Below are 22,282 nucleotides of genomic sequence, written 5' to 3'. Positions count from 1 at the left end.
TGTGACGTGCTTATTTCGCAGCCCAGGAGTTGAAGCGCTGCTCCAGTTGCTCGCCGTTGTCAGCCCAGAAGCTGACGTCGATCTGCACCTGGTTGGCGATGTTTTCCGGGGTGGTCGGCATGTCTTTCAGGACATCCTTGGCCAGCAGAGGAACAGCCTGGGTGTTGGCCGGGCCGTAGGCGATGTTTTCCGAGTAGGTCTTCTGCTGCTGCGGCTGCACCGAGTAGGCGATGAATTTCTTCGCCGCTTCCGCACGCTTGGCGTCCAGACCTTTCGGGATGGCCCATGCGTCGAAGTCGTAGATACCGCCGTTCCACACCACTTTCAGGTTGGATTCTTTTTGCACGGCAGCGATGCGACCGTTGTAGGCCGAGCTCATCACCACGTCGCCGGAAGCGAGGTATTGCGGCGGTTGCGCGCCGGCTTCCCACCACTGAATGCTTGGTTTCAGCTCATCAAGCTTCTTGAATGCGCGATCCTGGCCGCCCTTGCTCGCCAGCTCTTTGTAGACGTCTTTCGGCGCCACACCATCGGCCATCAAGGCGAATTCGAGGGTGTACTTGGCGCCTTTGCGCAGGCCACGTTTGCCCGGGAATTTCTTGGTGTCCCAGAAATCCGCCCAACTGGTCGGCGCGGTTTTCAGCTTGTCGGCGTTGTAAGCCAGCACGGTCGACCACACAAAGAAACCTACGCCGCACGGCTGAATCGCGCCTTTGACGTAGTCTTCGGATTTGCCGAACAGCGCCGGGTCGAGTTGTTCGAACATGTCTTCGTCACAACCACGGGACAGTTCTGGCGATTCAACTTCGACCAGGTCCCACGACACGCTCTTGGTGTCGACCATGGCTTTGACCTTGGCCATTTCGCCGTTGTATTCGCCAGCGACGATCTTGCCGTTGCCCGCCGCTTCCCACGGTGCATAGAAGGCTTTGACTTGCGCCGCCTTGTTCGCCCCGCCAAACGACACCACGGTCAAATCCGGGCCAGCGGCCATTGCGCTGGCCGCACCCATCAGGCCCAGGGTCAGGGCGGTGAACTTCAGGGATCTCAACATTTATTGTTCTCTCCACGTGCAGGGTTGGTGTTGGTGTTGCCGGGGCGATTAATGCGCCTCTAGAAGTGGATCAAGCGCGCGAACGTGCTCGACCTGCCAGCCAAGCGGAACCACGTCACCGACCGCGAGCGCGGGATCGAGCTCGGCAATCGGTTGTTTCACGAAGAAGTCGGTCTTGCCGCAGACTTCCAGGCGCACCCGGACGTGGTCGCCCAGATAGATGAATTCCGCCACCCTCCCTGAGAAGCGGTTGACGCATTGATCGCTCGAACCGTTGAGGCTGACACGCTCCGGACGGATCGACAGGGTCACCGGTTCGCCGGTCTGGCCGACATTGACCGCCAGCGCCTCGACCTTTTCGCCACGGCCCAACTCAACCACGCAGCGCTCGCCGGTCTGGCTGAGCAGGCGGCCGTTGAGGCGGTTGTTCTCGCCGATGAAGTTGGCGACGAAGGTGTTTTTCGGTTCTTCGTAAAGCGTGCGCGGCGGGGCGATCTGCTGGATTTCGCCTTGATGGAATACCGCGACGCGGTCAGACATGGTCAGCGCTTCACCCTGATCGTGGGTCACGTAGACCACGGTCACACCGAGGCGCTGGTGCAGGTGTTTGATTTCCATCTGCATGTGTTCACGCAATTGTTTATCGAGGGCACCGAGGGGTTCGTCCATCAGCACCAGTTGCGGTTCGAACACCAACGCGCGCGCCAATGCCACACGTTGCTGTTGACCACCGGACAATTGCGCCGGGTAGCGTGAGGCGAATGCGTCGAGCTGAACCATGCTGAGAACTTTCTTCACGCGGTCACTGACGTCGCTTTTGTTCAGGCCACGCACGCTCAGCGGGAAGGCGAGGTTTTCAGCGACGGTCATGTGCGGGAACAGCGCGTAGTTCTGAAACACCATGCCGATGTCGCGCTTGTGCGGCGGCACGTTATTGATCGAGCGCCCGGCCAACAGAATTTCGCCGGCGGTCGGTGTTTCGAACCCGGCGAGCATCATCAGGCTGGTTGTCTTGCCGGAACCGGACGGCCCGAGCAGGGTGAGAAATTCGCCTTTGCGAATGTCCAGGTTGAGGTCTTTGACGATCAGGTTCTCGCCGTCGTAGCTCTTCTGCACTCCACGAAAGCTGACCAGCACATCACTGGCCCCTGCGTTTGTATCGACCTGGCTCATACCCACACCTTTGTTGTTGATGACTGCTTGTGGATTAAGCCTAGTGGTTGCTGACAGGCACGCAAATCGGGACGCAGGAGAGAATCGCCTCAGCCGGATGGAAGGTTGGGGGTAGGGATTGCCCTACAAGGATGGCGCTAACGGATACGGCAGTGACAAGGGACAAGCTGCGAGCCGCAAGAACAAGCAAAAACCCCTGTCGCTCACAGATATGCCCACGCGGTCTACTGTAGGAGCTGCCGAAGGCTCGGGCCGCGATCGGACGATCTTTTGATCTTATAAACAGCAGGATCAAAAGATCGTAGCCTGCGGCAACTCCTACAGGGGACGGGTTTAGAGGAGTTTGTGTTCCATCGCGTATTTGACCAGTTCGGCCAGCGAGGTGATGTTGAGCTTTTGCATCAGCCGCGCCTTGTGGGTGCTGATGGTTTTGCTGCTCAGCGCCAGTTGCTGGGCGATGTCGTTGACGTTGGCGCCTTGGGCCAGGCGCTCGAACACCGAGAATTCGCGTTCGGACAATAGCGAATGCAGCGGCCGGGCATCGGTCAGGCCGACTTCGAAGACCATGCGGTCGGCCAGGTCCGGATCAATGTAGCGCCCACCCGCCGCGACTTTGCGGATCGCCGTGAGCAGCAGCGCCGGATCGCTGTCCTTGGTCGCATAGCCGGCGGCGCCGACCTTCAGCGCGCGCGCGGCCATCTGCGCTTCGTCATGCATCGACAGCACCAGAATCGCCGGTGGATTGTTCAGTGCGCGGATGCGCGGGATCGCCTCCAGACCATTGACCCCGGGCATGGAGATGTCGAGCAGCACCACTTCACACGGAACATGGCGCAGGGTTTCCAGCAGTTGTTCGCCATTGCTCGCCTCGCCCACCACTTGCAGATCCTTGGCCAGGCCGATCAACTGCTTGATGCCCTCGCGGACGATGGTGTGGTCTTCGGCTACCAGAACACGGATCACTTGCACTCTCCTCGGTTGTTGTTTTCAGGGCAAAAGATCGCAGCCTGCGGCAGCTCCTACATTGATCGCATTCCCCTGTAGGAGCTGCCGCAGGCTCGGGCCGCGATCGGACGATCTTTTAGCGATCCAAAGGCACCCACACTTTAAGACTGGTGCCCTCCCCCGGCTCACTCTCCAGCACCAACCGCCCGCCCATGATCAACACCCGCTCGCGCATGCCGACCAAACCAAACGAAGTCGGCCTACCCGTGGCGGCGACAAATCCTACGCCATCATCGGCAACCGTCAGGCACAACTCATCCCCCGCAAGCTCCAGCGTCAGTTCCACAGTATGCGCCTGAGCATGACGCATCACGTTGGTCAGCGCCTCCTGCAAAATCCGGAACAACCCGATTGCCTTGGCATCACTGAGCGCCGGCAGATTGTCCGGCACCTGCACCAGACACGGAATCTGCGTGCGCGCTTCAAATCGCCGCGCCTGCCACTCGATCGCCGACGCGATCCCGGCATCGAGAATCGGTGGGCGCAACGCCGTCGCGACATCCCGCACCAGCTGGAACAACTGCGCGATCAGGCGCTTCATGCTGTTCAGCCGTTCGTTCAGACCGGGGTCGAGTTGCGCGTAGGCCAGTTCGCACATCGACGTCTCCAGCTTCAGCACCGTGAGCATCTGCCCTAGCTCATCGTGAACTTCACGGGCGATGCGCGCCTTCTCTTCTTCGCGCACGCTCTCAAGGTGCGCCGACAGTTCACGCAGTTGCTCTCGCGACGCCGCCAGCTCCAGCTCGATGCGTTTGCTTTCGCTGATGTCCCAGACGATGCCGTCCCAGACGTACGCGCCATCTTCCAGTTGCCGGGTGATTGCCTTGATCTCGGCCCAGCGCTGCTCGCCCTGCCGCGTGAGGATTCTGCCCTGCCACGACCAGTCGCTGTCGGTGTCCAGCGCGTGATCCTGGGTGCGGTGATAACTGGCCCGGTCGTCCGGATGGACCAGACTGCGCAGGCCCATGTCGCGATGGGCGATGACGGCCGGGGCATAACCGACAAGGCTCTCGCTGCCTTCGCTGATGTAGGCAAAGTCGATCTGCCCGGTCACCGGCGCGCGCTCCAGACGGAACACCAGCCCCGGCACGTTGGCGGCGATGCCTTGCAGCCGCGCCTCGCTTTCCTGCAACGCGGCCAGGGCGCGACGGCGCTCGGTGACGTCAGTCAGGTAAACCACCAGATACTCACTGTCACGAAAACGCAAAAAGCTCAGCGAAACATCCGCCGGCAAAATACTGCCGTCAGCGCGCACGCAACTGGTTTCAAAACTCAGCGGCCCTTCTTCACTGGCCCGCGCACGCTTCCACAGGTTGAGCCAGCGATCCATGTGCAGACCCGGTTCGAAGTCGATCAACGGCCGCTCGATCAATCCGCCTGCGGAGTAACCGAGCATGTTCTCTGCCGCACGATTGGCGTAGCGCACATGGCTGTCCCAATTGACCCAGAGGATGCCAACGGTGCTTTGATCGATGGAAAACTGCGTCAGCCTTAGCGCTTCTTCGCTGGCGGCGCGCAAAGCGATGTCTTCGCGGGCGGCGAGCAGGCGCTGTTCGAGGCTGTGCTGTTGGCGCCGCTGCCAGAACACGATCGCCACGCAACTGAGCAGCATCACCGCAAACAACAGGCTGAGGTTCTGCCAGAAACCCGGCGACTCCGACAGTCGCGGGTATTTCGGCTGCAGCCATTGATTGTGCAGGCGCTCCAGATCTTTCGCCGGGATCGCGCGCAAAGCGCTTTGAACAATACCGGCCAGCTCCGGCCAGTCCCGACGCGAGGCGACCCGCAACAATTGCGGCAACCCGATATCACCGACCACCACCAGCTCGGCGAACTCTGGCTCTGCTGACAATCGACCGAGTTGCGCCTCATCGACTACCGCATAAGACGCCTGCTGACTCAGCAACAATTGCAGCGCCTGACGTTCGAGCGGCACGCCTTGCAGGTTGAGATGGGGATAGTTGCCCCGCAGATAATCGGCGGTGGTGCTGGGCATGCGCACGGCGACGCGGGTCTGGCCGTCGAGTTTTTCCAGATCGATCGTGCCGCTGGCTTTCTGGTCGCTGACCACCAGTTGCGGCACGCGCATATACGGATCGGAAAATTGCCAGAGACGCAGCGCGCCCGGGGTTTGCATCAGGCCCGGGGCGATGTCGATTTCGCCCTCGCGCACCGCTGCTTCGAGTTGCGCGAGGTCTTGAAAGTTGCGCCAGCTCAGTTCGACATTGAGCACCCTGGCCAATGCTTTCATCAGTTCGACGTTGGCCCCGGACAGCTTCTGCAAACGCCGGTCGTATTGCGCAAACGGCGCCTGCAAGACCAGACCGACGCGCAATTCATGGTGTTGCGCGAGCCATTGCTGCTGGCTCGGCGACAATTGTGCAAACGGTGTCGGCGGCGCAGGCGCTGCCCAGCCCATCAAGGGAAACCACAAACAGCCGATAACCCACAGGCAGCAAAATCGCTTCATTGAAGTCTCATACACTGACAAATTCTGACCAACCCATTAGGCTGCCGGGATACTTTCTGGCCTGGAATAACCGATGCCCTCTGTTTACCGCCTGGCAATGCCAGCATTGTGCCTGTCGCTGATCCTGCCTTGTGCGTTTTCCGTCGAAGCCGCCGATCCGGCGCCTGCCGCCACGGCAGAAAAACCCGCCGAAGAAAAACCGCTCGAACGCCAGCCACTGCTTGAGCGTAGTCAGGAAGAAGCCGCCGCACTCGGCCGTACGGTTCCGGCGCAAGAGCAGCAACAGTTGCAGGCTGGCGGCGACACCTTCCTCGCGCTGTGGAAAAACGCCAACACGGCTGAACCCAAAGGTGCGGTCATTATTATCCCCGGCGCCGGCGAAACCGCTGACTGGCCTCAGGCAATCGGCCCGTTGCGGCAGAAACTGCCCGACGCCGAGTGGAGCAGCCTGAGTATCAGCCTGCCTGATCTGCAAAGCGATGCGATCGCACCGCGCGTAATCGAGCCCGTCGCCGCGCCGAAAGCGCCGGAGACCGGCAGCAAGGATGCCACCACCGCACAACCGATCGAGCAGGCCGCGGGCGGTGAAGCCGAGGTCGCCGATCAAGTCGTCGCCGAGACCGTGGAAGAACAGGAAAAGGCAGACGGCGAGCGAATCTTCACGCGCATCGACGCGGCCATTGCCTACGCCGAACAACAGGGCGCGCGCAGCATTGTCGTGCTCGGTCATGGCACCGGTGCTTATTGGGCGGCGCGTTATTTGAGCGAGAAACAGACCGCGCAGGTGGCGAAGTTTGTGATGGTCGATGCGCAGACACCGGCCAAGGCCAAACCGGCACTGGCCGAGTTGACGCCGACGCTGAAATTGCCGACGGCGGATATTTTCTACATGGACAAGGCACTGGATCGCAATGCCGCGCTGGAGCGCATGCAGGCCAGCAAGCGTTTGAAGACGTCGGCGTTCAGCCAGGTGGCGTTGCAGGTGTTGCCGGACAAGAAGGCTGAGCAGGAACAGTTGTACCGTCGGGTGCGCGGCTGGTTGAATCCACAGATCACGGACTGATAAAGCAAAAAGATCGCAGCCTTCGGCAGCTCCTACAGGAAACGTATTCCAAGGTAGGCGCTGCCGAAGGCTGCGATCTTTTGATCTTCAACGGTCAGCGAAAATCGCGTCGCTCGCGAATCAACGTATACGCATTGTGCAATTCACGCGTTCGCTCGGTCGCTTCACGCACCTGCGCCGCCGTCGCCCCCGTGCCGGCAATCTTGTCCGGATGATGCCGACTCAGCAGCCGCCGGTATGCGCGTTTGATCTGCGCCGGTTCGCTATTGGCTGAAACACCGAGCAAACGCATCGCTTCCTGATAACTCACCGCCGCGCTGACAATCGGTCGCTTGCCGGGCTCGTAATCACTGGCCAACGCCTGCACCTGATGCGTCGTCCAGCCCAGCCATTTGCCCCATTGCGCCAACAATTCACGCTCACTGACGCCCGCGCGGCCATCGGCCCAGACCATCCGCCAGCAAGCACGCAAAACTCCTTCGGACGCGTGCGGCTGCGCACTCAGGCGTTTCAGATAACCACGCAGATTATCGCTACCAGACTTGCCACGGTTGAACGCGGCAATCGCCCGACGCGTCGCCGGCTCACTCATCTCCAGCGCGCGCATTTCGTTGCGCGCCTGGTGAATATGCCCGTCGGTGACACGGCCATCGCTCTTGGCCAGACGCCCAAGCAACACAAACAACAATTCGTCGTTGCGCAGCATCGGCCGACCGCCGAGCTTCTCGCGCAAATGCCCCCAGCTCTGCAAGTGCAGACGCCGATCCAGCGCCTGTCCCAACAAAGCACCAAGCATGGCCCCCGGAATGCTGGCAATCGCAAAACCCGCACCGGCTCCAATCAGAGTCCCTGGCCACAACATCTCAGCGACTCGCTTCTATCAAGGTTTCGGCTTCAGCCAGGCGCTCGTGGGTACCGACATCGACCCAGTGACCTTTCAAGCGTTCGCCGCTGACCTCGCCTTGCGCCATGGCTTGGCGCAGCAGCGGGGCCAGTTTGAAAGCACCGTCGCTGCAGCCGTCGAACAATTGCGGATGAAGCACGGCGATGCCGCTGTAGGTCAGGGTCGCAGCATCTGCCTGGCCATCAATCACCTGACCGTCGACCAGGGAAAAGTCGCCAGTCGGGTGATGCGCCGGGTTGTCCGCCAGCACCAGATGCGCCAGACCGTTGATCGGTTGGTGCAGCACACTGAAGTCGTAATCCGTCCAGATATCACCGTTGACCACCAGGAATGCGTCGTCGCCAAGCAACGGCAGCGCACGGAAAATCCCGCCGCCGGTTTCCAGCGGCTCGCCTTCCGGCGAGTACTGAATGCTCACGCCAAACTGCGAACCGTCGCCCAGATAATCCTCGATCTGCTGGCCGAGCCAGGCATGGTTGATCACGATCTCGTCAAACCCTGCGGCCGCGAGCGCGCGCAGGTGATATTCGATCAGGGGCACGCCGCCGGCACGCACCAGCGGTTTCGGGGTGGTCAGGGTCAGCGGGCGCATGCGCTCGCCTTTGCCTGCCGCCAGAATCATTGCCTTCATGCTGTTGCTCCACCCCGCAGGCTGGTGAACAACGCTTGCAGCTCCGCCAGCTCCGGACGACGCGCGATCACTGCTTCTATATAAGAGAAGAAGCGCGGCACATCGGCCAGATAGCGCGGTTTGCCGTCGCGATGGCAGATGCGCGCAAAAATGCCGATGACTTTCAGGTGGCGCTGCACGCCCATCAGGTCGCTGGCACGCAGGAAGTCCTCAAAGTCCGGGTGTACCGGAATGTTCAGCGCCGAAGCTTGCTGCCAATAGTTTTCCAGCCAGCCACGCACGCGCTCTTCCGGCCAGCTGAGGAAGGCGTCCTTGAACAGGCAGGTGACGTCGTAGGTCACCGGGCCGTAGACCGCGTCCTGGAAATCCAGCACGCCAGGGTTCGGCTCGCTGAGCATCAGGTTGCGCGGCATGTAGTCGCGGTGCACCAGCACTTTGGGCTGAGCCAGGGCGCTGTCGATCAACAGGTCGCTGATCCGCTGCCACTGTTGTTGCTGAGTCGAATTGAATTCGACGCCCAGTTCACGCTTCACGTACCACTCAGGGAACAGTTCCAGCTCACGGCGCAGCAATGCGACGTCGTAACTCGGCAGCGGCGCAACCATCGGCAACTGCTGAAAAGCCAGCAATGCTTTCATGGCATCGTCGAATAACGCATCGGCATTTTCGCCATCGATCACGTCGAGATAGGTCTTGTTGCCCAGGTCATTGAGCAAAAGAAAACCGCGTTCGAGGTCTTCGGCATAAATTTTCGGCACATTAATTCCGGATTTCGCCAGCAAAAACGCGATATCCACGAACGGTTTGCAGTTTTCCTGGGGCGGCGGCGCATCCATCACGACGAAGCTGCGACCAGCGCCTTCCCAACGGAAGTAGCGGCGGAAACTCGCGTCGCTACTGGCCGCGGTCAACGTGGCCGGGGGCACAGCGCCCCAGCCCTGATCTGCAAACAGGTTTGCCAACTGCTCATCGAGCCAAACTTTCAGGTGTTGCAAGCGTACATCTTGGTCAGGCATTGCAAGGGTCTCCGACGGCGCTAGCCGTCAAGCGGGTCATGCTTTATTATCCAGCATCTTTTTCAGACCATCGAGAGGCGTGCGGCCCACACCGCGGGCAGATGGCACGCAGGAAGCCCGGACTAATAAGATGGCATTGAAATCCCCCGCGTTTCGTAAAAAATTTCCGTTGTTGGTAACCGGCAGTCTGCTGGCTATGCAACCTCTGGCCAGTCAATTCGTTGTTGCCGCCGAGCAGTATGACTGCTCCGTCTCGGCTTCGGGTGGTTGGGCCTGTGCGCCCAAATCAACCGCTGCTGCGTTGCCGCCACGTCCAGTGCATGACGGCAGTGCCGTCAGTGCCACCGGCGAAGCGGCGAGCGAGAACGGTTCGACTGCCGACACAGCCCCTAAAACGGCACTGGTCACCGAAGCCAAAGGCCGCGGCCTGAAATCCCGTAGCGAAGACTTCAGTCACCTCGACTGGGTTCCGCGCGAGAAGCTCACCGCCGCCCAATTGGCCGAGACCGGTCCGTACTGCTCTGGTGCCTATATCGAACCGATTCGTCCTGGCATGAATGACAAGACGAACAAAAGCGATGCTCCGACCTTTATCGGCGCAAAAGCCTCGCGCTATAACACCGATGATCAAGTCGGTACGCTGGCCGGTGATGTCGTCCTGCGTCAGGGCAGCATGCAGGTCGAATCCGACGAGGCGAGCCTGTATCAGGCCGAGAGCCGCGCCGAACTCAGTGGCGACGTGCGCATCCGTGACAACGGCGCACTGATCGTCGGCGACCACGCTGACGTTCAGCTCGACACCGGTGAAGCCAAGGTCGACAACGCCGAATACGTGATGCACAAATCACGCATCCGCGGTAATGCGCTGTACGCCAAGCGTGCCGAAAACGCGATCATCCGCTTGAAGGACGGCACGTACACCACGTGCGAACCGAACAGCAACGCCTGGCAGCTCAAGGGCAACAACATCACCTTGAACCCGGCCACCGGCTTCGGTACCGCGACCAACGTGACGCTGCGCGTAAAAGACATCCCGATTCTGTACACGCCTTACATCTACTTCCCGATCGATGATCGTCGCCAGTCGGGCTTCCTGCCGCCGACCATCGGCAGCGGCAGCGATACCGGCTTCATGCTGGTTACGCCGTACTACTTCAACCTGGCGCCGAACTACGATGCCACGTTGTACCCGCGTTACATGAGCAAGCGCGGCATGATGGTAGAAGGCGAGTTCCGTTACCTGACCAAATCGAGCGAAGGTCAGTTCGGCGCCGCGTACCTGAACGACGACAATACCGATCGCAGCAAGCAGACCGACTACGAAAAAAACCGCTACATGTACAACTGGCAGCACAAGGGCGGTCTCGACTCCCGTGTGATGACCCAGGTTGACTACACCAAGATCAGCGATCCGTACTACTTCCAGGATCTGACCACTGATCAGATCGGGGTGAAGAGCGCCGACTTCGTGAACCAGCAAGGCTCGGTCACCTATCGCGGCGACAGTTACACCGCTCGCTTGAACGCCCAGGCGTATCAACTGGCCACCGTGTCGAACATCACACCGTACGATCGTCTGCCGCAGATCACCTTCAATGGTCAGCTGCCGTATCACCCGGAAGGTCTGAATTTCGATTACGAGACCGAGCTGGTCCGCTTTGACCGCGATCTGGAAAACGGCAACTTCACCAATGAGGACGGCACTGTCGAGTCGCGCCTGGACAACAACGTCCAAGGCCTGGCCCGTGCCAACGGCGATCGTCTGAACCTGAAGCCGGGCGTCAGCCTGCCGATGAACTGGACTTATGGCTTCCTCAAGCCGTCGCTCAAGTATCAGTACACCCAGTACCAACTGGATCTGGACGGCAAAGGCAAATCGCAGATTGATGCGATGACCGCCGAGCAGCAGAAGCTCAACGGCAAGTTCGACAGCAACCAGAACCGTGGCGTACCGATCGCCAGCATCGACAGCGGCCTGTACTTCGACCGCAACACGTCGTTCTTCGGCAAGAACTACCGTCAGACCCTGGAACCACGCCTGTTCTACCTCTATGTTCCTGAGGTGGATCAAGAAGACATTCCGGTGTTCGACACCAGCGAATACACCTTCAACTACGCCTCGCTGTTCCGTGACAACCGTTTCTCTGGTGCCGACCGTGTCGGTGACGAGAACAAACTGTCGCTGGGTGTAACCAGCCGTTGGATCGAAGACAACGGTTTCGAGCGTCAACGTATCAGCGTCGGCCAGGCCCTGTACTTCAAGGATCGTGAAGTCCAACTGCCAGGTATCGATGCCAAGACCCGTGACGATGCGCATGCCAACGTTTCGCCGTATGCGCTGGAATACGAATACCGCTGGAACCGCGATTGGCGCACCACTGCCGACTACAACTGGGACCCGGACAGCCGCAGCCCGCGTTCCGGCAGTGCGATGTTCCACTACCAGCCTGAAGACAACCCGAACAAGGTTATCAACGCCGGTTATCGCTATCGCAACGATCAGGTCCGCTACGACCAGAACACCGGTAAGTGGGCTGTGGGCGGTGGCGATTACGGCACCCCGGGCCAGCCTGGCTATGTGAAGGACTACTACAAGATCCAGCAGCATGACTTCTCGGTCATCTGGCCGATCGTTCCACAGTGGAGCGCGATCAGCCGCTGGCAGTACGACTACAACCGCAACCGTACGCTGGAAGCCTTCGGTGGTTTCGAATACGACAACTGCTGCTGGAAACTGCGCCTGATCAACCGTTACTGGGTCAGCTATGACGAATTCAGTCAGAACGCCCCGGAAAACGAAAAAGGCGACCACGGCGTCTTCCTCCAAATTGTTCTGAAGGGACTCGGCGGCCTCACTGGCGCCAAGGTAGAGAGCTTCCTCGACAAAGGCATCCAAGGTTATCGTCAACGTGAAGACCAAGCTTTCTGATTGTCTGCGCCCGCTGATGCTGGGCGCGCTGTTCCTGGGTACTGCGGCCAACGCCGCAGTACAGTCCATCGATAAAGTGGTAGCGATCGTCGACAACGACGTGGTCATGCAAAGCCAACTGGACCAGCGTGTCCACGAAGTTCAGCAGACCATCGCCAAGCGTGGCGGCGGTTTGCCGCCTCCAGGCGTGCTGGACCAACAGGTGCTTGAGCGCCTGATCGTCGAAAACCTGCAACTGCAGATCGGCGAACGTTCCGGCATCCGCATCACCGATGAAGAACTGAACCAGGCTGTCGGCACCATTGCCCAGCGCAACAACATGACTGTGGATCAATTCCGCGCCGCTCTGGCTCATGACGGTCTGTCTTACGACGACGCCCGTGACCAGATCCGTCGCGAAATGGTCATCAGCCGTGTACGTCAGCGCCGTGTGGCAGAGCGCATCCAGGTGTCCGAGCAGGAAGTGAAAAACTTCCTCGCCTCTGACCTGGGCAAAATGCAACTGTCCGAAGAGTTGCACCTGGCCAACATCCTGATTCCTACCCCGGAAAGCGCCAGTTCTGAAGCGATTCAGAACGCCGCACGCCAGGCGATGGAGGTTTACCAGCAGCTCAAGCAAGGTGCTGACTTCGGCCAGATGGCAGTTGCCAAATCCGGCAGCGACAACGCACTCGAAGGCGGCGACATGGGCTGGCGTAAAGCCGCGCAACTGCCACCTCCCTTCGATCGCGAGCTGAGCAGCATGGCTGTCGGCGACGTGACTCAGCCAGCGCGCACACCGGGTGGTTTCATCATCCTCAAGCTGCTGGCCAAGCGTGGCGGCGAGACCCAGACCCGTGATGAAGTGCATGTGCGCCACATCCTGGTCAAGCCAAGCCCGATTCGCGACGAAGCCAAGACCAAGGCCCTCGTGCAATCGCTGTATGAACGCATCGTCGCCGGTGAAGATTTCGCCACCCTGGCGAAGAGCTACTCCGAAGACCCGGGTTCTGCGCTCAATGGCGGTGACCTGAACTGGATCGACCCGAACGCACTGGTTCCGGAGTTCCGCGAAGTGATGGCCAATACCCCACAAGGTCAGCTGTCCAAGCCATTCCAGACCCAATACGGCTGGCACGTTCTGGAAGTCCTTGGCCGTCGCGCCACTGACAGCACTGAACAGGCCCGCGAGCAGCAAGCAATGACCGTACTGCGTAACCGCAAATACGACGAAGAGCTGCAAACCTGGCTGCGTCAGATCCGTGACGAAGCGTACGTAGAGATCAAACTCCCTGGTGCAGACCAGGCAGCGCAGTGAAACCCAAGCGTTTCGCGCTGACACCCGGCGAACCAGCCGGCATCGGTCCCGACCTGTGCCTGCTGCTCGCCTCGCAAGCCCAGCCACATCCCCTGATTGCCATCACCAGCCGCGACCTGCTCATCGAGCGGGCCGCGCAGCTGGGGCTGGCCGTCAACTTGCTGGATGTCGGCCCGAATCACTGGCCCGACGCTCCGGCGCCCGCGGGCAGCCTGTATGTCTGGGATACACCGCTCAGCGCCCCCGTGGTTGCCGGGCAACTGGACAAGGCCAACGCCGCGTTCGTCCTCGAAACCCTGACCCGTGCCGGTAACGGCTGCCTCAACGGCGACTTCGCCGGGATGATCACCGCCCCGGTACACAAAGGCGTGATCAACGAATCGGGCATCGCGTTCTCCGGGCACACGGAATTTCTCGCAGACCTGACCCATACCGCACAGGTAGTGATGATGCTGGCAACGCGCGGTTTGCGTGTGGCGCTGGTCACCACTCATCTGCCCCTGCGCGACATCGCCGATGCGATCACGCCAGAGCGGCTGGAACGGGTCACACGAATTCTGCACAGCGACCTGCAACACAAATTCGGCATCGCCCAGCCACGCATCCTGGTCTGCGGGCTCAACCCGCACGCCGGTGAAGGCGGACACCTGGGCCATGAAGAAATCGACATCATTGAACCGACATTAGAGCGCCTGCGCGGCGAGGGCATGGACCTTCGTGGCCCGCTGCCTGCCGACACTCTGTTTACCCCCAAATATCTGGAGCACTGCGACGCAGTGCTGGCGATGTACCACGACCAGGGCTTGCCTGTGCTTAAGTACAAAGGCTTTGGCGCCGCGGTCAACGTGACCCTGGGCCTGCCGATCATCCGCACATCGGTCGACCACGGCACTGCCCTGGATCTGGCCGGCAGCGGCAAGATCGACACCGGCAGCCTGCAAGTCGCCCTGGAAACCGCCTACCAGATGGCCGAGACCCGTTTATGACCGAGCAATACCAACACAAGGCGCGCAAACGCTTTGGCCAGAACTTCCTGCACGATGCCGGCGTTATCGACCGCATCCTGCGCTCCATCAGCGCCAAGCCTGACGATCGCCTGCTGGAAATCGGCCCGGGCCAAGGCGCGCTGACCGCCGGCCTGCTCAACTCCGGCGGGCAGCTCGACGTGGTGGAACTGGACAAGGATCTGATCCCGATCCTCAACCAGCAGTTTGCCGGCAAGAGCAACTTCAACCTGCACCAGGGCGATGCACTGAAGTTCGACTTCAACACGCTCAACGCCGCGCCGAACAGCCTGCGGGTGGTCGGTAACCTGCCGTACAACATCTCGACGCCGCTGATTTTTCACCTGCTGAACAACGCCGGCATCATTCGCGACATGCACTTCATGCTGCAGAAAGAAGTGGTCGAGCGTCTGGCCGCGGGCCCTGGCGGCGGTGACTGGGGTCGTCTGTCGATCATGGTTCAGTACCACTGTCGCGTAGAACATCTGTTCAATGTTGGCCCGGGCGCGTTCAACCCGCCGCCAAAAGTCGATTCGGCGATCGTTCGTCTGGTGCCGCACGCCGTGCTGCCGCACCCGGCCAAGGATCACAAGTTGCTCGAGCGGGTTGTGCGCGAAGCGTTCAACCAGCGTCGCAAGACCCTGCGCAACACCCTCAAGCAATTGCTCAGCAATGCCGAGATCGAAGCCGCCGGCGTCGATGGCAGCCTGCGTCCGGAGCAACTGGACCTGGCCGCGTTCGTACGCCTGGCTGACCAGCTCGCGATCCAGGTCCCGGCCTCCCCCGCCGCCGACTGACAAACGATGAACGCTATCGGGCAGGACGCCACTCTGGTTTACTGCCCGATACTTGCCTAGACTGATTCCCCATCAGCTACGCCCCGCGTTCCGCTTCGTTTAAGGCCTCTTGCATGTCCGATTCCCGTTACCAGGTCGATGTCAGCGTCGTCACCCACTATCTGGCAGACCAATCGCAACCCGAGCACGACCGCTTCGCCTTCGCCTACACCATCACCGTGCAGAATAACGGCGAGCAACCCGCACGCCTGATGTCGCGGCACTGGGTGATCACCGACGGTGATGGCCATGTCGAAGAAGTGCGTGGTGCAGGCGTAGTGGGTCAGCAACCGTTGATCGATGCCGGCCAGAGCCACACCTACAGCAGCGGCACGGTAATGACCACCAAGGTTGGCACCATGCAGGGCACCTATGAAATGGTCGCCACTGACGGCAAACATTTCGACGCCATCATCAAACCTTTCCGCCTGGCGGTGCCCGGAGCCCTGCACTGATGGCGACGTATGCCGTTGGCGACCTGCAAGGCTGCCTCGAGCCGCTCAAGTGCCTGCTCAAGCAAGTCGCATTCGATCCGACGCTTGATCGGCTGTGGCTGGTGGGTGATCTGGTCAACCGTGGGCCGCAGTCGCTGGAAACCCTGCGCTTTCTCTACGGCATGCGTGAATCGCTGGTCTGCGTGCTGGGCAACCATGACCTGCATCTGCTGGCCGCGGCGAAAAACATCGAGCGACTGAAGAAGTCCGACACCTTGCGCGAGATTCTTGAGGCGCCAGACTGCGCCGAACTGCTTGAGTGGGTACGCCAGCAAAAACTCATGCACTACGACGAGCAGCGCGATGTCGCCATGGTCCACGCCGGCATTCCGCCGCAATGGTCACTGCGCCGCGCCTTGAAGTGCGCGGACGAAGTCGAAACAGCGCTGCGCGACGACAATCTGTTGCCTGCCTTTCTCGACGGCATGTACGGCAACGAGCCGGCGAAATGGGACAACGACCTCAAAGGCGTGACGCGCCTGCGCGTGATCACCAACTATTTCACGCGCATGCGTTTCTGCACCGCCGAAGGCAAACTCGACCTCAAGAGCAAGGAAGGTCTCGACAGCGCGCCAGCGGGTTACAAACCGTGGTTCCAGCACAAGGAGCGCAAGACCAAAGGCCTGAGGATCATCTTCGGCCACTGGGCGGCCCTTGAAGGCAATATCCACGAGCCAGGCATCTCGGCACTGGATACCGGTTGTGTCTGGGGCGGCAGCCTGACCCTGATGAACGTCGACAGCGGTGAACGCCTGTCGTGCAAATGCGATGAACATGGCGGCCTCGCCCCCACGGTCGCACCACTTATCCCCGAAACTTCGCCAGCCAACGCACCGCGTTAGACTGCGCATTCAGCCGAGCAACAGGAACCCGCCATGAGCGAATTCAAACGAATCCCCCCGGAGCAGGCCCAGGCCCTGCGTGAGCAAGGTGCTGTCGTGGTCGACGTTCGCGACCCGGCGACTTTCGCTGCCCTGCACATCAGCGGCTCGAAGCATCTGGACAATCATTCCCTGCACGCCTTCATTCAAGGCGCTGACCTCGATGCACCGACCGTGGTCGTCTGCTACCACGGCAATTCCAGCCAGGGCGCTGCGGCCTACCTGATCAGCCAAGGCTTTTCCGACGTCTACAGCATGGACGGCGGCTTTGAGCTGTGGCGTACGACGTATCCTGCGGAAACGGCCCAAGGCACCGCCGAATAATTTTTTTGTCACGCGCAGGCCCCGGCTGCCGTGGGCCTGCGCGGGCAGACGAACGGTCTTGCCACAACTAATTACGTATCTCGCCTTTACCTCCCGAATTCCCAACTATCCTTAAGCCCAGGCCATCCAAAACAGGGGAGAGCCGGTACACCGGCGCACGGGTCATCGGGAGTGACTTTCGCGATTGTCGATCGTGGAAGTGTTCTGGGGGGTAAACAAACAGCCGCCAAAACGGTTGTTTGCCAGCATCGACTGAGTGATCCGGCGTCGGCTCCACGTATCGAGCGAGGTGACGTCATGAGTATCTTTAGCCACTTCCAACAACGCTTCGAGTCCACACGCCAGGAAGAACTCTCGCTGCAAGAGTACCTGGAGCTGTGCAAGAAAGACCGTAGCGCTTACGTTTCCGCCGCCGAGCGTCTATTGCTGGCCATCGGTGAACCGGAACTGCTCGACACCTCGACCAACTCGAGGCTGTCACGCATCTTCTCCAACAAGGTGATCCGTCGCTATCCGGCCTTTGAAGACTTCCACGGGATGGAAGAATGCATCGATCAGATCGTTTCGTATTTCCGCCACGCCGCCCAAGGCCTGGAAGAGAAGAAACAAATCCTTTATCTGCTCGGCCCCGTCGGCGGCGGTAAATCGTCCTTGGCCGAAAAGCTGAAACAGCTGATCGAGAAAGTGCCCTTCTACGCGATCAAGGGCTCGCCGGTATTCGAATCTCCTTTGGGTCTGTTCAACGCCACCGAAGATGGCGCGATCCTCGAAGAAGATTTCGGCATTCCACGGCGCTACCTGAACACCATCATGTCGCCATGGGCGACCAAACGCCTGGCCGAATTCGGCGGCGACATCAGCCAGTTCCGCGTGGTCAAACTGTACCCGTCGATCCTCAACCAGATCGCCGTGGCCAAGACCGAACCGGGCGACGAGAACAACCAGGACATTTCCGCACTGGTCGGTAAAGTCGACATCCGCAAACTCGAGGAATACCCACAGAACGACGCCGACGCCTACAGCTACTCCGGTGCGCTGTGCCGGGCCAACCAGGGCCTGATGGAATTCGTCGAAATGTTCAAGGCACCGATCAAGGTGCTGCACCCACTGCTGACTGCGACCCAGGAAGGCAACTACAACAGTACCGAAGGCCTCGGCGCGATTCCGTTTACCGGGATCCTGCTCGCTCACTCCAACGAATCGGAGTGGCACACCTTCCGCAACAACAAGAACAACGAAGCGTTCATCGACCGGATCTACATCGTCAAAGTGCCGTATTGCCTGCGCGTCAGCGACGAAGTGAAGATCTACGACAAACTGCTGTTCAACAGCTCCCTGGCCAAAGCGCATTGCGCGCCCGACACCTTGAAAATGCTGGCGCAGTTCACGGTGCTGTCACGCCTCAAGGAGCCGGAAAACTCCAACATCTATTCGAAGATGCGCGTCTACGACGGTGAAAATCTCAAAGACACCGATCCGAAAGCCAAGTCGATTCAGGAATACCGCGACTCGGCAGGCGTTGATGAGGGCATGAACGGTCTGTCGACCCGCTTTGCGTTCAAGATCCTGTCCAAGGTATTCAACTTCGATCCGCATGAAATCGCTGCCAACCCTGTGCACCTGCTCTATGTGCTGGAACAGCAGATCGAACAGGAACAATTCCAGGCCGAAACCCGCGAGCGGTATCTGCGCTATCTGAAAGAGTACCTGGCACCGCGTTATATCGAATTCATCGGTAAGGAAATCCAGACCGCCTACCTCGAGTCTTACAGCGAGTACGGTCAGAACATCTTCGACCGCTACGTGCTGTATGCGGACTTCTGGATTCAGGATCAGGAATATCGCGATCCGGAAACCGGCGAGATCCTCAACCGCGTCGCCCTGAACGAAGAACTGGAGAAAATCGAGAAACCGGCCGGCATCAGCAATCCGAAGGATTTCCGCAACGAGATCGTCAACTTCGTGTTGCGCGCCCGAGCCAACAACAACGGCAAGAACCCGACCTGGCTCAGCTACGAAAAACTGCGCGTGGTCATCGAGAAGAAAATGTTCTCGAACACCGAGGATCTGCTGCCGGTCATCAGCTTCAACGCCAAGGCCAGCAAGGAGGATCAGCAAAAGCACAACGACTTCGTCACTCGAATGGTCGAGCGCGGCTACACCGACAAACAGGTACGGCTTCTTTCCGAATGGTACCTGCGGGTACGGAAGTCGCAGTGAAGCAGCTGCAAGCTTCTAGCTACAAGCTGCAAGAACAAAGCGCGTAACCCACTGATGCCCGGGAACCTGCTTTTGCTTGCAGCTTGAAGCTCACAACTTGAAGCTGCCCGGAGGGCTTCCTATGAGTTATGTGATCGACCGACGTCTGAATGGCAAGAACAAGAGCACGGTAAACCGCCAGCGTTTCCTGCGGCGTTACCGTGACCACATCAAAAAGGCTGTCGAAGAGGCGGTCAGCCGGCGCTCCATTACCGATATGGAACACGGCGAACAGATCAGTATTCCCGGTCGCGACATTGACGAACCGGTGCTTCACCACGGCCGCGGCGGCAAGCAGACCGTGGTTCATCCCGGTAACAAGGAATTCACCGCCGGCGAACACATTGCTCGGCCACCGGGCGGTGGCGGCGGACGCGGTCCGGGCAAGGCCGGTAATTCCGGCGAGGGCATGGACGAGTTCGTCTTCCAGATCACTCAGGAAGAATTTCTCGAATTCATGTTCGAAGACCTGGAGTTGCCGAACTTGGTCAAACGCAACCTCAGCGGCACCGACACCTTCAAAACCGTACGTGCCGGGATCAGCAACGAAGGTAACCCGTCACGCATCAACATCATCCGCACACTGCGATCGGCGCACGCGCGGCGCATCGCTTTATCTGGCAGCAGCCGGGCAAAACTGCGTGAGGCGAAAGAAGAACTTGAACGACTGAAACGCGAAGAGCCGGACAACTTCGGCGATATTCAGGAACTTGAAGCAGAAATAGAGAAACTCAGTGCGCGCATTCATCGCGTGCCGTTCCTCGACACCTTCGACTTGAAATACAACCTGCTGATCAAGCAACCCAACCCCAGCTCGAAAGCCGTGATGTTCTGCCTGATGGACGTTTCCGGCTCGATGACCCAGGCGACCAAAGACATCGCCAAACGCTTCTTCATCCTGCTGTACCTGTTCCTCAAGCGGAACTACGACAAGATCGACGTGGTGTTCATCCGCCACCACACCAGTGCACGCGAAGTCGACGAAGAAGAGTTTTTCTATTCACGGGAAACCGGCGGCACCATCGTTTCCAGTGCGTTGAAACTGATGCAAGAGATCATGGCCGAGCGTTATCCAAGCAACGAGTGGAACATCTACGCGGCGCAGGCTTCCGACGGTGACAACTGGAACGACGATTCACCGATCTGCCGCGACATCCTCATCAACCAGATCATGCCGTTTGTGCAGTATTACACTTACGTGGAGATCACCCCGCGCGAACATCAGGCCTTGTGGTACGAGTACGAACGCATCGCCGACGCCTTTTCTGACACTTTTGCCCAGCAGCAACTGGTCTCGGCCGGGGATATCTATCCGGTCTTCCGTGAACTCTTCCAGCGCAGGTTAGTGACATGACCGCCAAAGAGCAGAAGCGCCAACCCATTTCCACCGGCTCCGAATGGACGTTCGAGCTGATCCAGACCTACGACCGCGAAATCGCCCGTATCGCGGCCGGCTATGCGCTGGACACCTATCCCAACCAGATCGAAGTGATCACCGCCGAGCAGATGATGGACGCCTATGCCTCGGTGGGCATGCCGCTGGGTTACCACCATTGGTCCTACGGCAAACACTTCCTCAGCACAGAAAAATCCTACAGTCGCGGGCAGATGGGCCTGGCGTACGAGATCGTAATCAACTCGGATCCGTGCATCGCCTATTTGATGGAAGAAAACACCATCTGCATGCAGGCGCTGGTGGTGGCCCACGCTTGCTATGGCCACAACAGTTTCTTCAAGGGCAATTACCTGTTCCGCACCTGGACTGACGCCAGTTCGATCATCGATTACCTGGTGTTCGCCAAGCAGTACATCATGCAGTGCGAGGAGCGCCACGGCATCGACGCGGTGGAAGATCTGCTCGACTCCTGCCACGCGCTGATGAACTACGGCGTTGACCGCTACAAACGTCCCTACCCGATTTCCGCCGAAGAAGAACGGCGGCGGCAGAAGGATCGCGAGGAACACCTGCAGAAGCAGATCAACGATCTGTGGCGCACCATTCCCAAAGGCGCGGACAAATACAGCGACAAGGACAACGCACGTTTCCCGGCCGAGCCGCAGGAAAACATCCTCTACTTCATCGAGAAACATGCGCCGTTGCTTGAGCCCTGGCAGCGCGAAATCGTGCGCATCGTGCGCAAGATCGCCCAGTACTTTTATCCACAGCGTCAGACCCAGGTCATGAACGAAGGCTGGGCAACGTTCTGGCACTACACGCTGATGAACGACCTGTATGACGAAGGGTTGGTCACCGACGGCTTCATGATGGAGTTCCTCACCTCGCATACCAGCGTAGTGTTTCAGCCAGGTTTCGATAGCCCTTACTACAGCGGCATCAACCCGTACGCATTGGGTTTCGCCATGTACCGCGACATCCGGCGCATGTGTGAAGAACCTACCGAAGAGGATCGCCACTGGTTTCCGGACATCGCAGGGAGCGACTGGCTGTCGACGATCAAATTCGCCATGAGCAGCTTCAAGGACGAGAGCTTCATCCTGCAATATTTGTCACCGAAGGTGATCCGCGATCTGAAACTGTTCAGCATCATGGATGACGATCAGAAGGACGATTTGCTGGTGCCGGCGATCCATGACGAGCCCGGTTACCGGATCATCCGCGAAACCCTGGCCGCGCAATACAACCTCGGCAACCGTGAACCGAACGTGCAGATTTACAGCATCGATCGACGCGGCGACCGCTCACTGACCCTGCGTCATCAGCAGCACGACCGCAAACCGCTCGGCGACTCCACTGAAGAGGTGCTCAAACACCTGCACCGTTTGTGGGGCTTCGATATTCATCTGGAAACGCTGCAGGGCGACCAGATCATGAAAACCCATCACGTGCCGCCGCGCAGTGAACATAGCGAAGGGGATTACGGTCGGCTCGACCTCGCCGTCATTCATCTTTGAAACGGTTATGGCCTCCGAAAGTCCGGCGC

At 59.5% G+C, this 22,282-nt stretch carries 18 protein-coding genes; 11 read left to right on the top strand and 7 right to left on the bottom strand.

Translation table 11 applies throughout. The features are described 5' to 3' along the window. Positions 1-10 precede the first annotated feature (10 nt). From EJA70_RS18255 to EJA70_RS18240, 4 genes are all read right to left on the bottom strand, one after another. Complete coding sequence (locus EJA70_RS18255) at positions 11-1,054, bottom strand: ABC transporter substrate-binding protein (RefSeq protein ID WP_158832529.1); 1,044 nt, start codon at positions 1,052-1,054, stop codon at positions 11-13. A gap of 48 nt (positions 1,055-1,102) precedes the next feature. Further along, positions 1,103-2,227, bottom strand: a complete 1,125-nt coding sequence (locus EJA70_RS18250) for an ABC transporter ATP-binding protein (RefSeq protein WP_158832527.1) — start codon at positions 2,225-2,227, stop codon at positions 1,103-1,105. Positions 2,228-2,560: 333 nt separating this feature from the next. After that, complete coding sequence (locus EJA70_RS18245; RefSeq protein WP_008085218.1) at positions 2,561-3,190, bottom strand: response regulator transcription factor; 630 nt, start codon at positions 3,188-3,190, stop codon at positions 2,561-2,563. A 118-nt stretch (positions 3,191-3,308) separates the two neighbouring features. After that, positions 3,309-5,702, bottom strand: coding sequence for a PAS domain S-box protein (locus tag EJA70_RS18240; RefSeq protein ID WP_158832525.1), 2,394 nt, complete (start codon positions 5,700-5,702; stop codon positions 3,309-3,311). A 73-nt stretch (positions 5,703-5,775) separates the two neighbouring features. On the opposite strand from EJA70_RS18240, the gene EJA70_RS18235 reads away from it, so the two are divergent. Next, a complete protein-coding gene (locus EJA70_RS18235; protein WP_158832523.1) occupies positions 5,776-6,765 on the top strand; it encodes an alpha/beta hydrolase family protein in 990 nt (329 codons plus the stop codon). A gap of 94 nt (positions 6,766-6,859) precedes the next feature. Here EJA70_RS18235 and EJA70_RS18230 read toward each other — a convergent pair whose 3' ends face one another. From EJA70_RS18230 to EJA70_RS18220, 3 genes are read right to left on the bottom strand one after another with little or no spacing between them, the layout of a single operon-like run. Next, the gene (locus EJA70_RS18230; protein ID WP_008085213.1) at positions 6,860-7,627 is read right to left on the bottom strand and encodes a DnaJ domain-containing protein; all 768 of its coding nucleotides are present in this window, start codon (positions 7,625-7,627) and stop codon (positions 6,860-6,862) included. A gap of 1 nt (position 7,628) precedes the next feature. After that, the gene (gene murU / locus EJA70_RS18225; RefSeq protein WP_158832521.1) at positions 7,629-8,300 is read right to left on the bottom strand and encodes an N-acetylmuramate alpha-1-phosphate uridylyltransferase MurU; all 672 of its coding nucleotides are present in this window, start codon (positions 8,298-8,300) and stop codon (positions 7,629-7,631) included. Continuing rightward, entirely contained in the window at positions 8,297-9,316 is a 1,020-nt protein-coding gene (locus EJA70_RS18220; protein WP_158832519.1) for an aminoglycoside phosphotransferase family protein, read from the bottom strand. Before EJA70_RS18220 ends, murU begins: the two co-directional genes overlap by 4 nt. Positions 9,317-9,446: 130 nt before the next feature. Between EJA70_RS18220 and EJA70_RS18215 the strand changes: the two genes are divergently transcribed. From EJA70_RS18215 to EJA70_RS18170, 10 genes are all read left to right on the top strand, one after another. Beyond that, on the top strand, positions 9,447-12,245 hold the full coding sequence (locus tag EJA70_RS18215) for an LPS-assembly protein LptD (protein ID WP_158832516.1): 2,799 nt from the start codon (positions 9,447-9,449) through the stop codon (positions 12,243-12,245). After that, positions 12,226-13,542 carry a peptidylprolyl isomerase SurA gene (gene surA / locus EJA70_RS18210; RefSeq protein WP_008085205.1) on the top strand — a complete coding sequence of 439 codons (1,317 nt, stop codon included), beginning with the start codon at positions 12,226-12,228 and terminating at the stop codon, positions 13,540-13,542. Before EJA70_RS18215 ends, surA begins: the two co-directional genes overlap by 20 nt. After that, positions 13,539-14,528, top strand: a complete 990-nt coding sequence (pdxA, locus tag EJA70_RS18205; RefSeq protein WP_158832514.1) for a 4-hydroxythreonine-4-phosphate dehydrogenase PdxA — start codon at positions 13,539-13,541, stop codon at positions 14,526-14,528. The genes surA and pdxA overlap by 4 nt, the downstream gene beginning before the upstream one ends. Further along, positions 14,525-15,343: a 16S rRNA (adenine(1518)-N(6)/adenine(1519)-N(6))-dimethyltransferase RsmA gene (rsmA, locus tag EJA70_RS18200; RefSeq protein WP_008085201.1), complete on the top strand. Its 819-nt coding sequence runs from the start codon at positions 14,525-14,527 to the stop codon at positions 15,341-15,343. The genes pdxA and rsmA overlap by 4 nt, the downstream gene beginning before the upstream one ends. A gap of 113 nt (positions 15,344-15,456) precedes the next feature. Then, positions 15,457-15,837, top strand: a complete 381-nt coding sequence (gene apaG, locus EJA70_RS18195) for a Co2+/Mg2+ efflux protein ApaG (RefSeq protein ID WP_008085199.1) — start codon at positions 15,457-15,459, stop codon at positions 15,835-15,837. Beyond that, positions 15,837-16,718, top strand: a complete 882-nt coding sequence (locus EJA70_RS18190; RefSeq protein ID WP_158832512.1) for a symmetrical bis(5'-nucleosyl)-tetraphosphatase — start codon at positions 15,837-15,839, stop codon at positions 16,716-16,718. Before apaG ends, EJA70_RS18190 begins: the two co-directional genes overlap by 1 nt. Positions 16,719-16,751: 33 nt before the next feature. Beyond that, positions 16,752-17,081 (top strand): thiosulfate sulfurtransferase GlpE, encoded by a 330-nt coding sequence (gene glpE / locus EJA70_RS18185; protein ID WP_016983139.1) that lies wholly within the window; start codon positions 16,752-16,754, stop codon positions 17,079-17,081. A gap of 297 nt (positions 17,082-17,378) precedes the next feature. Continuing rightward, entirely contained in the window at positions 17,379-19,301 is a 1,923-nt protein-coding gene (locus tag EJA70_RS18180; RefSeq protein ID WP_007910115.1) for a PrkA family serine protein kinase, read from the top strand. A 121-nt stretch (positions 19,302-19,422) separates the two neighbouring features. Further along, positions 19,423-20,694 carry a YeaH/YhbH family protein gene (locus EJA70_RS18175; RefSeq protein ID WP_008085192.1) on the top strand — a complete coding sequence of 424 codons (1,272 nt, stop codon included), beginning with the start codon at positions 19,423-19,425 and terminating at the stop codon, positions 20,692-20,694. Next, complete coding sequence (locus EJA70_RS18170; RefSeq protein ID WP_158832510.1) at positions 20,691-22,253, top strand: SpoVR family protein; 1,563 nt, start codon at positions 20,691-20,693, stop codon at positions 22,251-22,253. Before EJA70_RS18175 ends, EJA70_RS18170 begins: the two co-directional genes overlap by 4 nt. Positions 22,254-22,282 lie beyond the last annotated feature (29 nt).

The organism is Pseudomonas sp. PB103, from assembly GCF_009764635.1.
Classification (GTDB): domain Bacteria; phylum Pseudomonadota; class Gammaproteobacteria; order Pseudomonadales; family Pseudomonadaceae; genus Aquipseudomonas.
This window is presented reverse-complemented; position numbering and strand designations above follow the sequence as displayed.